The organism is Stenotrophomonas sp. JAG2 (assembly GCF_041080745.1).
GTDB classification, from domain to species: Bacteria; Pseudomonadota; Gammaproteobacteria; order Xanthomonadales; family Xanthomonadaceae; genus Stenotrophomonas; species Stenotrophomonas maltophilia_AA.
In genome coordinates, this window is sequence record NZ_JBEUMH010000015.1 from 21277 (window position 1) to 34989 (window position 13713).

The window sequence follows — 13713 nt, forward strand, 5'->3', positions numbered from 1 at the left end:
TACTGGAACGCAGCATTCATCACAATCGACAACGACCGAACGAACCGCCAGATTCCGCACAAGGCATCAGCGCAAAGCGCAAAAACACTGAAGCGCGCGAATACTAGCCTATGTGGGTTAACCGCACCTGTGCGTGTGGCCAACACCAGGCTCTCTCTCGCCGACGAATCCACATAAATTGATTCAGCATTCGCGCCTTCGGGCGCGAATTTTTTATGCGCGATTCAGCTTTGTATGCGACGAATCATCGTGAGCCCGACCAGGCGCGAGACTACCAGCGCTACGTACATCACGCCGGCGAACTGTTCCAGCATCACCAGCGCCCGTGCCTGCGCATGGATGGGCACCACATCGCTCAGTCCAACCCCGGACAGCAAGCTGAAGCTCAGATAAAGCAACTCCATCCAGGTGCGCAGTTCGCTCTCGCTGGTGGCCACGAAACTCCCCGGGTACCACTGCTGGCACACCGCGAATGCGAAGGCGAATGCCCAGGCCAACAGCGTGAAGGTGGCCCCCGCGGCGAACAGCTCGTCACGGGTGACCTTGTGGTCCTGCAGCATGTAGGCGATCAGGCTGCCGGCGGTATAGAAGTACAGCAGGCATTCGAGCAGCTGGGCGGTGGTGACCAGCGCCGGACGTCCCAGCAGCGCGCCCGAGATCGAGAACACCACCGAGGGGATCGCCAGCACCAGCGCCACCCACATTCCCAACGGGCTGCGGCGTACCACCCACAGGGCCAGGCCGAGCACCGCGATCCCGAACGCACCGAACAGCGCGCGGCTTGCGCCGGCCTCGTCCATCGCCGGGTACAGCAGCACGCCCAGCAGCTGCACCGCCAGCAGCCACGCCGAGGGATGCCGGCGCGCGATCGCCAACCATTTGGTGCTGCGTGCTATCGCCATCATTGTCCCCACCCCTGCCTGGTCGCGCCGAGCTTAGCCGGAATCGCGCGGGCACTGGATGATGGCCGGGGCGGCGCGCACCGCCCCGGCCGCTGCCTCACTCCTGGCGATACACCTCGGCGCCCAGATCGCGGAACTGTGCGGACTTCTCCGCCATGCCGGCTTCCAGCGCCTGCTGCGTATCCAACCCCTGCCCCGCCGCGTAGTCGCGCACGTCCTGGGTGATCTTCATCGAGCAGAAGTGCGGGCCGCACATCGAGCAGAAGTGGGCGAGCTTGTGCGCGTCCTTGGGCAGCGTCTCGTCGTGGAATTCCTTGGCCTTCTCCGGATCCAGCCCAAGGTGGAACTGGTCCTCCCAGCGGAACTCGAAACGCGCCTTGCTCAATGCGTTGTCGCGCACCTGCGCGCCGGGATGGCCCTTGGCCAGATCCGAGGCGTGCGCGGCAATGCGGTAGGCCATGATGCCGTCGCGCACGTCCTGGCGGTTGGGCAGGCCGAGGTGTTCCTTCGGCGTCACATAGCAGAGCATGGCAGTGCCGTACCAGCCGATCATCGCCGCGCCGATCGCGCTGGTGATGTGGTCGTAGCCCGGCGCGATATCCGTGGTCAGCGGGCCGAGGGTGTAGAACGGCGCTTCACCGCACTCGCGCAGCTGTTTGTCCATGTTCTCCTTGATCAGCTGCATCGGCACGTGGCCGGGCCCCTCGATCATGGTCTGCACGTCGTGTTTCCACGCGATCTTGGTCAGCTCGCCCAAGGTTTCCAGTTCGCCGAACTGCGCGGCATCGTTGGCGTCGGCGATGCAGCCCGGGCGCAGGCCGTCGCCCAGCGAGAAGGTCACGTCGTAGGCCTTCATGATCTCGCAGATGTCCTCGAAGTGCGTGTAGAGGAAGTTCTCCTTGTGGTGCGCCAGGCACCACTTGGCCATGATCGAGCCACCGCGCGAGACGATGCCGGTCACGCGCTTGGCGGTCAGCGGCACGTAACGCAGCAGCACGCCGGCGTGGATGGTGAAGTAATCCACGCCCTGCTCGGCCTGCTCGATCAGGGTGTCGCGGAAGATCGCCCAGTTCAGTTCTTCGGCGCGGCCATCGACCTTCTCCAGGGCCTGGTAGATCGGCACGGTGCCGATCGCCACCGGCGAGTTGCGCAGGATCCATTCGCGCGTTTCATGGATGTGCTTGCCGGTGGACAGGTCCATCACGGTGTCGCCGCCCCAGCGGATCGCCCAGACCAGCTTTTCCACTTCCTCGGCGATGCCGGAGGACACCGCGCTGTTGCCGATGTTGGCGTTGATCTTGGTGAGGAAGTTGCGGCCGATGATCATCGGCTCGCTTTCCGAGTGGTTGATGTTGTTGGGCAGCACCGCGCGGCCGCGGGCGATTTCGTCACGGACGAACTCGGGCGTGATGATCCTCGGGATCGAGGCGCCGAAGGACTCGCCGGGGTGCTGCTTCAGCAGCGCGGCATCGCGGATCGCGTCCAGGCGCTGGTTCTCGCGGATGGCCACGAACTCCATCTCCGGCGTGATGATGCCGCGGCGTGCGTAGTGCATCTGGGTGACGTTGGCGCCGGCCAACGCGCGTCGCGGTTGCAGGCGCGACGGGAAGCGCACCGCATCGAGCCGGGCATCGGTTTCGCGCGAGCGGCCGAACGCGGAGCTCAGGCCATCCAGCACCTCGGTATCGCCACGTTCGGCTACCCAGGCGGCCCGCAGCGCAGGCAGGCCGGCGGAGAGGTCGATAGCGACACCCGGGTCGGTGTACGGGCCGGAGGTGTCGTAGACGGTGACCGGCGCATTCTCTTCGCCGCCGAACAAGGTGGGCGTGCGGGTCAGCGTGATCTCGCGCATCGGCACCTGCAGATCGCTGCGCGAGCCCTGCACGTGGATCTTGTGCGAGCCGGGAATCGGCCGGGTGACCGATTCGGAGAGTTGCTGGGCCTGTTGCTGCAGGGCGGAGAGCTGTGCGTTCATCGAGGCATCGTCCTAGGTTCAATCCCCGCACAGGGACTGTGCGGTTCTATGCGAGGGATTCGCATGGGAGGGACGAAACGGCGGCGCTCGACGGACGGATTGCGGGCGGTCTCCGGGCGCGGTGGCCCTACGGCGCAATGCATCTGCAGATGCGAAGCTTCCCTACGCCGGTATCAACCGGATCAGGTTCGAAGGGACTGTCTCAACCTTGGCCACTGGGCCGCGGTACCCCCGCTTCGGGGCGAATTAGACCACAAAGGCAAGCGCGCGGGGCACACGGGCGAAGGCGCGTGCTGGCGGGTGCGGGGTGGATGTGAACAAAGCGCCGACACCCGATGCACTACCATGCTGCGGCGCGGTATGCGGTGCGATACAGGGGTGAAAGCCCCGGATCGTGCGCGCACCGCGCTCTGCTCGACGCCATTGACGTCCGTACTGACCGGCCTCGACCGGCTTGATCCGCCCCAGTCGTTGCCGCTGTGCCGCTGGAGATTGCAAGCCTCGGCTCGCCCCTACTGATCGGAGACACGCCTTCATGGTGTTCCGCATTTCCATCGCACTGGTCGCACTGCTGGTGCTGATCGCCGGCCTCGCGCCGGGCCCCTTCAACGAGGTCGTCCAGAGCGGCCTGTCCACCATCATCCGCAGCACCGGCTGGCTGTACCTGCTGGTGGTGTTCATCACCCTCTCGTTCCTGATGTACCTGGCCTTCGGCCGCTTCGGTTCACTGCGCATCGGCGGCGAAGATGCCGAGCCCGATTTTTCCAATGCGAGCTGGATGTCGATGTTGTTCGCCGCGGGCATGGGCATCGGCCTGGTGTTCTGGGGCGCGGCCGAACCGATCTCGCACTTCGTGAAACCGCCGGAAGGACTGGCACCGCAGAGCATGGAAGCGGCGCGCGCATCGATGCGATATGCGTTCTTCCATTGGGGCCTGCATCCGTGGGCGATCTATGCGTTGATCGGCCTGGCGATGGCGTGGTTCCAGTTCAACCGCAATGGCCGCGGTCTGATCAGCGATCTGCTGCAGCCGATCATCGGTGCGCATCACCGTGGCTGGATGGGCACGGTCGTCAACGTCGCTGCGGTGGTCGCCACGGCGATCGGTGTGGCAACGACGCTGGGCTTCGGCACGATCCAGATCGCGGCCGGTCTCGAGCGCGTGTTCGGCATCCAGGCCTCGGTGCCGGTGCAGCTGACCATCATCGCGGTGGCGTTCGTGCTGTACATGGCCTCCACCACCAGCGGTGTCCACCGCGGCATCAAGTGGTTGTCCAACTTCAATCTCGGCCTGGCGGCATTGCTGCTGGCGCTGATCCTGGTGCTGGGACCGACCGGCTTCATCTTCGATACCTTCACCACGACCATCGGTTCGTACCTCAATTCGCTGGTGACGATGAGCCTGCGCATGTCGCCGTTCTCGGGCAGCACGTGGGTGGCCGACTGGACGATCTTCTACTGGGCCTGGTGGATCGCGTGGGCGCCGTTCGTGGGCTCGTTCATCGCGCGCGTGTCGCGAGGGCGCAGCATCCGCGAGTTCGTGCTGGGCGTGGTGATCGCACCGAGCGTGCTGGGCTTCCTGTGGTTCTCGGTGTTCGGCGGCACGGCGCTGTGGTCGCAGATCTTCGGCCACGTGGACCTGGCGCAGGCGCTGGGCAATGGCTACGAGACGGTGTTGTTCACGATGTTCGACAGCCTGCCGATGCCGACCGTGTTGTCGGTGATCGCGCTGGTATTGCTGATGATCTTCTTCGTGACCTCGGCCGATTCGGCGGTGCTGGTGCTGGCGACGATGTCGACGGAGGAGGCCGGCGATCCGCCGCTGGCGCGCCGGATGGTGTGGGGCGTGGCGATTGCGTTGATCGCGGGCGTGCTGTTGTTGGCCGGCGGACTCAATGCGCTGCAGGGGATGATCACGATCGCGGCCTTGCCGTTCGCGTTGTTGATGCTGGCGGTGATGTGGTCGTTGTACCGGGTGCTGGACATGGAGCATGCACTGCAGCGGCGCCGTGCGCAGCGTGCGCGACGGTTGATGGACGAGTGGATCGAGCGGGAGATCGCGGCGCAGGAAGAGACGCGCGACGAGGCGGCTCGAGCGCCCTGAGCGGAACGCCTAGAGCGTCCCGCCTTCCGGGCTATCGGTGGGCGGGCCGGGGGGGGTGGGCGGGACACGCCGTGAATCCGTCCTTGGAGGCTCATGTCGCGCCATCCATGGCGCTCATGGTCCCGACAACCCACCCGCCCCGTCCCGCTCACAGATTCAAGGTGGTGTCGGGGAGAGCCGCCGGGCGAAGCTCGGCGCAGCAGCGTGCATCTGACGCTTGGATCCTGGTTGAGGCAAAGCAGCCACGCATGGCGTGGCTCTACGTCGGATAATTGCCTGGGAAGAGCAGCCACGCATGGCGTGGCTCTACCGCTTCGGCGGTGTGCGCTTTTGCCATGCGCACCGACCCATTGTGGGTGGGTCGGCCTGGGTGGGTTGGCGGGACCATGAGCCGCATGGATGCGGCGACATGAGCCTCCATGGATGGATTCACGGCGTGTCCCGCAAACCCCCCCCGGCCGGCCCCCCTCCCCCCCCCCCCCCCCCCCCCCCCCCCCCACTACCCCCACCCCCGAACGCGCCCTGCTCTACGCTTCTGCCCTGAGCACTGCCCTGTGCTCCTGCCGACCAGCGGCCGGCTCTACGGAGCACAAGAAATCAGTACCCCGCAGCCTGCCCATCCTTGCGGCTCTCCGAAGCGCCGTAGTACACCCCGGTCTCCGGATCACGCAGGATCGCCTGATACCCACCGTACGGACCATCCGCGAACACCACCCGGTGGCCCTTGCGCATCAGCGCGCGCACCGTCTCATACGGGAAGCCGGTTTCCAGATTCACCTCGCCTCCGTCGCTCATCGCCGTCGCCTGCCCGGTCGGCTCCGTCGACCCCTCGTGCTGGATGCGCGGCGCATCACCCGCTTCCTGCAGATTCATCCCGAAGTCGACCATGTTCATCACGATCTGCGCATGCCCCTGCGGCTGCATCGCACCACCCATCACCCCGAAGCTCATCCACGGCTTGCCATCCTTGGTGACGAAACCCGGGATGATCGTCTGGAACGGCCGCTTGCCCGGAGCGTACCCATTCGGGTGATCCTTCTGCAGCACGAACATCTCGCCGCGGTCCTGCAGGATGAAGCCCAGGCCCGGCGGCGCCATGCCGCTGCCCATGCCGCGGTAATTGGACTGGATCAGCGAGACCATCATGCCGTCCGCATCGGCGACGGTCAGGTAGATCGTGTCGCCCTCCTTCAGCTGCTTCGGCGTGCCCGGCTCCACTTCGCTCAGGGCCTTGTCCATCGAAATCAGTTTGCGGCGCTCGGCGGCGTAACCTTTGGAAATCAGTCTGTCGACCGGCGCCGGATGGAAGGCCGGGTCGGTGTAGAAGCGCGCACGGTCGGCGAAGGCCAGCTTCTTGGCCTCCACGAACAGATGCACATGTTCGGGTGAACCGAAGGGAATCTTCGAGAAGTCGTAGCCTTCCAGCACGTTGAGGATCTGCAGCGCGGCGATGCCCTGGCTGTTCGGCGGCAGCTCCCACACATCGTAGCCGCGGTAATTGCTGCTCACCGGCTCGACCCACTCGCCATGATGGCTGGCCAGGTCGTCGTAGCTCAGGTAGCCGCCGTTGGCCTTGAAGTAGGTACCGATGGTGCGGGCAATGTCACCCTTGTAGAAGGCGTCGCGGCCGCCCTGGGCAATCTGCTCGAGGGTGTGCGCCAGGTTCGGGTTCTTCCACAGCTCGCCCTTGCGCGGGGCATGGCCATCGATCGTGAACTGCTCGGTGAAGCCGGGATACTTGGACAGCCGCGGGACCGAGCGGTCCCAGTAGTAGGCGATGACCTCGGCGACCGGGTGGCCTTCGCGGGCGTAGCGGATCGCCGGGGCGAGATTGTCGGCCATCGGCTTGCGGCCGAAGCGTTCGTGCAGGGCGAACCAGCCGTCGACCGCGCCGGGCACCGAGACCGGCAGCGGACCCGTGGCCGGGATCTCCTTGAGCCCGCGGCGCTGGAACTCGGCCAGGGTCAGCGACTTCGGCGAGCGGCCCGAGCCGTTGTAACCGTAGAGCTTCTGCGTCCTGGGGTCCCACACGATCGCGAACAGGTCACCGCCGACGCCGTTGCCGGTCGGCTCCATCAAACCGAGCGCGGCATTGGCGGCGATCGCGGCATCGACCGCCGAGCCGCCGGACTTCATCACGTCCAGCGCGATCTGGGTGGCCAGGGGCTGGGAGGTGGCGGCCATCGCGTGCGGGGCGATCACCTCCGAGCGGGTGGCGAAGGTGTGGCCGGTGATCCGGTCGGCGGCGATCGCGGCGACGGGCAGCGTACACAGGACGGCGGCGGCGAGCAGGCCGCGGGCAAGGCGTGAGGACACGGGGTGGTTCCTGATGGGTGGTAGCCCCCCGATGGTGGCGGCAGATGCCTCCGGATGACATCCCACCATGGTCATGCACCGAGGGAACCAGGCCTCGAATCCGCGCAGTACGGCGCGCCAAAATGCTGAATTCCGGTTCACCCGAACGCTTTCAGTCGCAACCATCCTTGCGGGACGGGGCCTTGCGGTGGATGCAGGCGAAACTGATGAAAATTGCGTTCCCAGGGTTGACACCGCCAAAACCCGTGTGGTTTTCTCGATCTCATGTTGCAGCGCACAGCCACCCGCGAATCCACCGAGCACGCCGACCACGGCGCGGCCTCCGTCCATTCGCTTCTCGTCCTCGTACTTATTACCCAACCAACAGGTGCGGGACGGACCGGCGTGTAAGCAAGACTGCCAGGTATCCATCAAAACCCGCACCCGACCAGGTGCGGGTTTTTTCGTTTCAGAACCCTTCGATTTCCATCCTCCCCTCCGAGTTGCCTTCCACCATGACCCGCCAGCCCACCTCGAGCCAGCCGATGCCCACCGCCCCCACGGCGGGTGCGTTCGCGTGTGGTCGCGGCCAGGCCGGCGCCCCCCCTTCCCCTGATGGGCCGACGCGTCGCTGACCGTCGGCCCTCTTTTTTCTTGCCTCCAAAGGACCTCCCCCATGAGCACCAACGACCTGCCCCAGATCAAGATCGCTGTTGTCGGCTACGGCAGCCAGGGCCGCGCGCACGCGCTGAATCTGCGTGAATCCGGCTTCGATGTCGTCGTCGGGCTGCGCCCGGGCGGTCCGACCGAGGTCAAGGCCCAGGCCGACGGCTTCACCGTCAAAGCCCCGGCCGAAGCGGTCAAGGACGCCGACCTGGTCGCCGTGCTGACCCCGGACATGGTGCAGAAGAAGCTCTACGAAGACGTGCTCGCGCCGAACATGAAACAGGGCGCTGTGCTGCTGTTCGCGCATGGCCTGAACGTGCATTTCGACATGATCAAACCGCGCGAGGATCTGGACGTGGTGCTGGTCGCGCCGAAGGGCCCGGGTGCGCTGGTCCGTCGCGAGTACGAGATCGGCCGCGGCGTGCCGTGCATCTGGGCGGTCTACCAGGACAAGAGCGGCAAGGCCGCCGAGTTCGCCCTGGCCTACGCCGGTGGCTTGGGTGGCGCCCGCGCCAACCTGATCCAGACCACCTTCAAGGAAGAGACCGAAACCGATCTGTTCGGCGAACAGGCCGTACTGTGCGGCGGTGCCTCGGCCCTGGTGCAGGCCGGTTTCGAAACGCTGGTCGAAGCCGGCTACCAGCCGGAGATCGCGTACTACGAAGTGCTGCACGAACTGAAGCTGATCGTGGACCTGTTCTACGAAGGCGGCATCACCCGCATGCTGGAATTCATCTCCGAGACCGCGCAGTACGGCGACTACGTCAGCGGCCCTCGCGTGATCGACGCCGGCACCAAGGCGCGCATGAAGGACGTGCTGACCGATATCCAGAACGGCACCTTCACCAAGAACTGGGTCGCCGAGTACGAAGCGGGCCTGCCGAACTACAACAAATTCAAGCAGGCCGACCTGGAGCACCCGATCGAGAAGGTAGGCAAGGAACTGCGCGCCAAGATGGTCTGGTTGCAAAGTCAAGCCGCGTAAAACGCGCGGCTCCCCCACCCGCTTTCGTAAAGGTCACCGCATGAATACCTCCGCCCACAGCACCGCGCCCCGCAACGGCGCACGCTGGTTGACGCAGGCCCTGGAAGCCGAGGGCGTGCATACGCTGTTCGGCTATCCGGGCGGCACCATCATGCCGTTCTATGACGCCCTGGTGGATTCCGGGCTGAAGCACATCCTGGTCCGCCACGAGCAGGGCGCGGCCCTGGCCGCCAACGGCTTCGCCCGCGCCAGTGGCCGGGTCGGCGTCTGCGTCGCCACCTCCGGCCCGGGCGCCTCCAACCTGGTCACCGGCATCGCCGACGCGATGCTGGATTCGGTGCCGATGGTCTGCATCACCGGCCAGGTCGCCACCCCGCTGCTGGGCACCGACGCGTTCCAGGAACTGGACGTGTTCGGGCTGACCCTGCCGATCGTCAAGCACAGCTGGCTGGTGCGCCGCGTCGAAGACCTGCCGCAGGTGGTCGCCGATGCGTTCCGGATCGCCCGTGAGGGCCGTCCCGGTCCGGTGCTGATCGATCTGCCCAAGGACGTGCAGGTGGCCGATGCTTCGCATCTGCCCGACCACGTGCCGTCCACCGTGGTCGCACCGCCGGCGCCGCAGGACGAGGCCATCGCGCAGACCATCGCCGCGATCGCCGAGGCAGAGAAGCCGGTGATCTATGCCGGTGGTGGGGTGGCGCTGGGCGATGCGGTGGAGGACTTCCGTGCCTTCGTCGAGGCGACCCGTATTCCGACCGTGCTGACCCTGCGTGGGCTGGGCGCGCTGCCGCCGCAGCATCCGCATTACCTGGGCATGCTGGGCATGCACGGCACCCGCGCGGCCAACATGGCCGTGCAGGAAAGCGATCTGCTGGTCGTGGTCGGCGCGCGGTTCGATGACCGCGCCACCGGCAAGTTGAACGAGTTCGCCCCGTTCGCGCGCGTCGTGCACATCGATGCCGATGCCTACGAGATCTCCAAGCTGCGCACCGCCGACATCGCGGTGCCCGGCAACGTCGGCACCGCATTGCGTGCGCTGACGGCGGCCGCCACGGTACCGGCCGCGCAGGACGCCTGGCGCCAGCGCTGCCAGGGTCATCGTGAACGCTTCGCCCCGCGCTACGACGCACCGGGCAAGCACATCTACGCCCCGGCGCTGCTGAAGCGCCTGAGCGAGCTGGCGCCGAGCGACGCGATCATCGCCTGCGATGTCGGCCAGCATCAGATGTGGGTCGCCCAGCATTGCCGCTTCAACCATCCGCGCAACCACCTGACCAGCGGCGCGCTGGGCACCATGGGCTTCGGCCTGCCGGCGGCGATGGGCGCGCAGTTCGCCTGCCCCGACCGCACCGTGGTGCTGGTCTCCGGTGACGGCAGTTTCATGATGAACGTGCAGGAGCTGGTCACCATCGCCCGCTGCCGCCTGCCGGTGAAGATCGTGCTGCTGGACAACAGCTCGCTGGGCATGGTCCGCCAGTGGCAGGAGCTGTTCTTCGCCGAGCGCTACAGCGAGATCGATCTGTCCGACAACCCGGACTTCGCCGCGCTGGCCCAGGTGTTCGGCATTCCGGCCACGCGCATCGAAGCGCGTGACGATGTCGAAGGTGGCCTGGCCGCGATGCTGGCCCAGCCCGGCCCGGCGCTGCTGCATGTCGCCATCGATGCGCGTGCCAACGTGTGGCCGCTGGTGCCGCCCAACAACGCCAACAGCACGATGCTGGAAAGCAACCCCGCCCATCAGTCCCAGGAGTTCCCCAATGCAATACCGGCTTGACCTGGTGCTGACCCCCGCCGAAGGCGCCCTGCTGCGCGTGATCGGCATGGCCGAACGCCGCGGCTTCGCGCCGCGCGCGATCGCCGGTGCGCCCAATGCCGCCGATGACGGCCGCTGGCACCTGCAGCTGGTGGTGGACAGCACGCGTCCGCCGGAAACGCTGCGCCGCCAGATCGAGAAGATCTACGACTGTGTTTCGGTGCGCATCAGCGCGCTGGAACCCGGAGTATCCGCATGAACGCCCGCACCGTTGCATCGGTGCCGGTACGGAGGTGTCTTCTTGGTCGTGCGTCGCACCGTGCGCCGTGGCAGCGCGCGCCGCTCCGCGACGATGGCCATGGCCGGGTGTGTGATGCCGGCTAGCCGTACCCCGCAGGAACCGGATGTAGGCGACGTAAGCGTCGCCGATGTGCTGGCCGCGCAGGCACGGCTGCGCCGCTTCCTGCCGCCCACGCCGCTGCATTACGCCGAGCGCTTCGGCGTGTGGCTGAAGCTGGAAAACCTGCAGCGCACCGGCTCCTACAAGGTACGCGGCGCACTGAATGCCCTGCTGGCCGGCCGTGAACGCGGCGATGACCGCCCGGTCATCTGTGCCTCGGCCGGCAACCACGCCCAGGGCGTGGCCTGGGCCGCCTACCGCTTGAACATCCCCGCGATCACAGTGATGCCGCACGGCGCGCCGGCCACCAAGATCGCCGGCGTGGCGCACTGGGGCGCCACCGTCCGCCAGCATGGCGAGAGCTACGACGAGGCTTACGCCTTCGCCCGCGCGCTGGCCGACCAGCATGGCTACCGCTTCCTGTCCGCCTTCGACGACCCCGACGTGATCGCCGGCCAGGGCACCCTGGGCATCGAGCTGGCGCCGCACGCACCGGACGTGGTGATCGTGCCGATCGGCGGCGGTGGATTGGCGTCCGGCGTGGCGCTGGCCCTGAAATCGCAGGGCGTGCGTATCGTCGGTGCGCAGGTCGAGGGCGTCGATTCGATGGCCCGCGCCATGCGCGGCGACGTACGCGAGATCGCCCCGGTCCCCACCCTGGCCGACGGCGTCAAGGTAAAGATCCCCGGTTTCCTGACCCGCCGGCTCTGCAGTGCGCTGCTGGACGACGTGGTGATCGTGCGTGAAGCCGAGCTGCGCGAAACCCTGGTGCGGCTGGCGCTGGAAGAACACGTGATCGCCGAAGGGGCTGGCGCACTGGCGCTGGCCGCCGGCCGGCGCGTCGCCGGCAAGCGCAAGTGCGCGGTGGTCTCCGGCGGCAACATCGATGCACTGGTACTGGCCCAGCTGCTGGCCGACATCCGTCCCCGTCCCCCGCGCAAACCGCGCCGCCGCGCCAGCGAGCGAACACGCCCGCCCCTACCAACCGTGCTCGCGACACCCCCGATATCCGTTTCGATTCCTACCTCTGCCATTCCATCCGACATTGCTGTCGAGGAGACCTCCTGGTGACCATGCCCAACTCCCCCCGAATTAGAATTTTCGACACCACCCTGCGCGATGGCGAGCAATCGCCCGGCTGCAGCATGAGCCCGCAGCAGAAGCTGGTGATGGCCCGCGCACTGGACGAACTGGGCGTGGATGTTATGGAAACCGGCTTCCCGGCCAGCTCCCAGTCCGACCGCGAAGCCATGGCGATGATCGCCCGCGAAGTGCGCCGCCCGACCCTGGCCGTGCTGTCGCGCTGCCTGGCCGCCGACATCGAAACCTCGGCCAAGGCGCTGGAGGCCGCGGCGAACGCGCGCCTGCATGTGTTCCTGTCGACCAGCCCGCTGCATCGCGAGCACAAGCTGCGCATGAGCCGCGAGCAGGTGCTGGAATCGGTGCACAGGCACGTCAGCCTGGCCCGTGGCTATGTGGATGACGTCGAGTTCTCCGCGGAAGACGCCACGCGCACCGAGGAGGACTTCCTGATCGAGGTCGCCCGCGTGGCCGTGGCCGCCGGCGCGACCACCATCAACCTGCCCGACACCGTCGGCTTCACCACGCCGGAAGAGATCCGCGGGATGTTCCAGCGCGTGATCGCCGGCGTGCCGGACAGCGACCGCATCATCTTCAGCGCACACTGCCACAACGATCTGGGCCTGGCCGTGGCCAACTCGCTGGCCGCCATCGAAGGCGGCGCGCGCCAGGTCGAATGCACCATCAACGGCATCGGCGAGCGCGCGGGCAACTGCTCGCTGGAAGAGATCGCCATGGTGCTGAAGGTACGCAACGCCTTCTACGAAGAAGACACGCGGATCAATACGCCGCGCATCGTCGGCACCTCGCAGCTGCTGCAGCGCCTGGTCGGCATGCCGGTCCAGCGCAACAAGGCGATCGTCGGCGCCAACGCCTTCGCGCATGAGTCGGGCATCCACCAGCACGGCATGCTGCGCCACCGTGGCACCTACGAAATCATGCGCCCGGAAGACGTGGGCTGGGAGTCCTCGCAGATGGTGCTGGGCCGCCACAGTGGCCGCGCCGCGGTCGACCAGCGCCTGCGTGCGCTGGGCTTCTGGCTGGAAGAGGAAGAACTGAAGCTGGTCTTCGAGCAGTTCAAGGCGCTGTGCGAGCAGCAGCGCGTGGTGACCGATGCCGACCTGCAGACCCTGATGCAGGGTAGCGCCACCCAGAACGGCTACCGCCTGGCCTCGATGACGATCAGCGATGTCGGCAGCCGCGCCAATGCGCTGGTCGAGCTGTCCGACCCGGAGGGCAACCGCGTTGCCGAGACGGCGCAGGGCGATGGTCCGGTCGATGCGTTGTTCGGTGCACTGTCGGCCGCCACCGGCGTGCAGTTGATGCTGGACAGCTACCACGTGCACAGTGTGGGCATCGGCGCCGATGCGCGCGGCGAAGCCAACCTGAGCGTGCGCCACGAGGGCGTGGAGTACGAAGGCACCGGCACCAGCCGCGACATCATCGAAGCCTCCGCGCTGGCGTGGCTGGAAGTGGCCAACCGCCTGCTGCGCCAGCGCAACGCGACGACCGAACAGCCCGCGGCGACCGCCGCGGCCTGAGCACCCATGAAG

9 protein-coding genes and 1 riboswitch are annotated in these 13713 nt (G+C 66.8%); of the genes, 6 read left to right on the forward strand and 3 right to left on the reverse strand.

Annotated features, from left to right (window positions below):
- Positions 1-224: 224 nt before the first annotated feature.
- Together AB9O74_RS16590 and thiC are read right to left on the reverse strand one after the other, a co-directional pair.
- A complete protein-coding gene (locus AB9O74_RS16590) occupies positions 225-902 on the reverse strand; it encodes an ion channel (RefSeq protein ID WP_176988273.1) in 678 nt (225 codons plus the stop codon).
- Positions 903-999: 97 nt separating this feature from the next.
- Entirely contained in the window at positions 1000-2877 is a 1878-nt protein-coding gene (thiC, locus tag AB9O74_RS16595; protein ID WP_369349953.1) for a phosphomethylpyrimidine synthase ThiC, read from the reverse strand.
- A 141-nt stretch (positions 2878-3018) separates the two neighbouring features.
- Positions 3019-3120, reverse strand: a riboswitch (TPP riboswitch).
- Positions 3121-3412: 292 nt separating this feature from the next.
- Between thiC and AB9O74_RS16600 the strand changes: the two genes are divergently transcribed.
- Complete coding sequence (locus AB9O74_RS16600; protein WP_102788207.1) at positions 3413-4981, forward strand: BCCT family transporter; 1569 nt, start codon at positions 3413-3415, stop codon at positions 4979-4981.
- A gap of 597 nt (positions 4982-5578) precedes the next feature.
- Here the strand turns inward: AB9O74_RS16600 and ggt are convergent.
- Positions 5579-7297: a gamma-glutamyltransferase gene (gene ggt / locus AB9O74_RS16605; protein WP_369349954.1), complete on the reverse strand. Its 1719-nt coding sequence runs from the start codon at positions 7295-7297 to the stop codon at positions 5579-5581.
- Between the two features lie 655 nt (positions 7298-7952).
- Here ggt and ilvC point away from each other — a divergent pair.
- From ilvC to AB9O74_RS16630, 5 genes are all read left to right on the forward strand, one after another.
- Entirely contained in the window at positions 7953-8927 is a 975-nt protein-coding gene (gene ilvC / locus AB9O74_RS16610) for a ketol-acid reductoisomerase (protein ID WP_070473592.1), read from the forward strand.
- Positions 8928-8967: 40 nt separating this feature from the next.
- Complete coding sequence (ilvG, locus tag AB9O74_RS16615) at positions 8968-10701, forward strand: acetolactate synthase 2 catalytic subunit (protein ID WP_176988270.1); 1734 nt, start codon at positions 8968-8970, stop codon at positions 10699-10701.
- Positions 10685-10939, forward strand: coding sequence for an ACT domain-containing protein (locus tag AB9O74_RS16620; RefSeq protein WP_019183810.1), 255 nt, complete (start codon positions 10685-10687; stop codon positions 10937-10939). The genes ilvG and AB9O74_RS16620 overlap by 17 nt, the downstream gene beginning before the upstream one ends.
- Positions 10940-11053: 114 nt before the next feature.
- Complete coding sequence (locus AB9O74_RS16625; protein WP_369349973.1) at positions 11054-12151, forward strand: threonine dehydratase; 1098 nt, start codon at positions 11054-11056, stop codon at positions 12149-12151.
- A 2-nt stretch (positions 12152-12153) separates the two neighbouring features.
- The gene (locus AB9O74_RS16630) at positions 12154-13701 is read left to right on the forward strand and encodes a 2-isopropylmalate synthase (RefSeq protein ID WP_176988269.1); all 1548 of its coding nucleotides are present in this window, start codon (positions 12154-12156) and stop codon (positions 13699-13701) included.
- Positions 13702-13713: the final 12 nt, after the last annotated feature.

What these genes read in the sequence shown, in the direction of transcription:
- AB9O74_RS16625 (WP_369349973.1), top strand. Translation starts at nt 11,054, where the DNA reads ATGCCGGCTAGCCGTACCCCGCAGGAACCGGATGTAGGCGACGTAAGC.
- AB9O74_RS16630 (WP_176988269.1), top strand. Translation starts at nt 12,154, where the DNA reads ATGCCCAACTCCCCCCGAATTAGAATTTTCGACACCACCCTGCGCGAT.
- thiC (WP_369349953.1), bottom strand. Translation starts at nt 2,877, where the DNA reads ATGAACGCACAGCTCTCCGCCCTGCAGCAACAGGCCCAGCAACTCTCC.
- ilvC (WP_070473592.1), top strand. Translation starts at nt 7,953, where the DNA reads ATGAGCACCAACGACCTGCCCCAGATCAAGATCGCTGTTGTCGGCTAC.
- AB9O74_RS16600 (WP_102788207.1), top strand. Translation starts at nt 3,413, where the DNA reads ATGGTGTTCCGCATTTCCATCGCACTGGTCGCACTGCTGGTGCTGATC.
- ilvG (WP_176988270.1), top strand. Translation starts at nt 8,968, where the DNA reads ATGAATACCTCCGCCCACAGCACCGCGCCCCGCAACGGCGCACGCTGG.
- AB9O74_RS16620 (WP_019183810.1), top strand. Translation starts at nt 10,685, where the DNA reads ATGCAATACCGGCTTGACCTGGTGCTGACCCCCGCCGAAGGCGCCCTG.
- AB9O74_RS16590 (WP_176988273.1), bottom strand. Translation starts at nt 902, where the DNA reads ATGGCGATAGCACGCAGCACCAAATGGTTGGCGATCGCGCGCCGGCAT.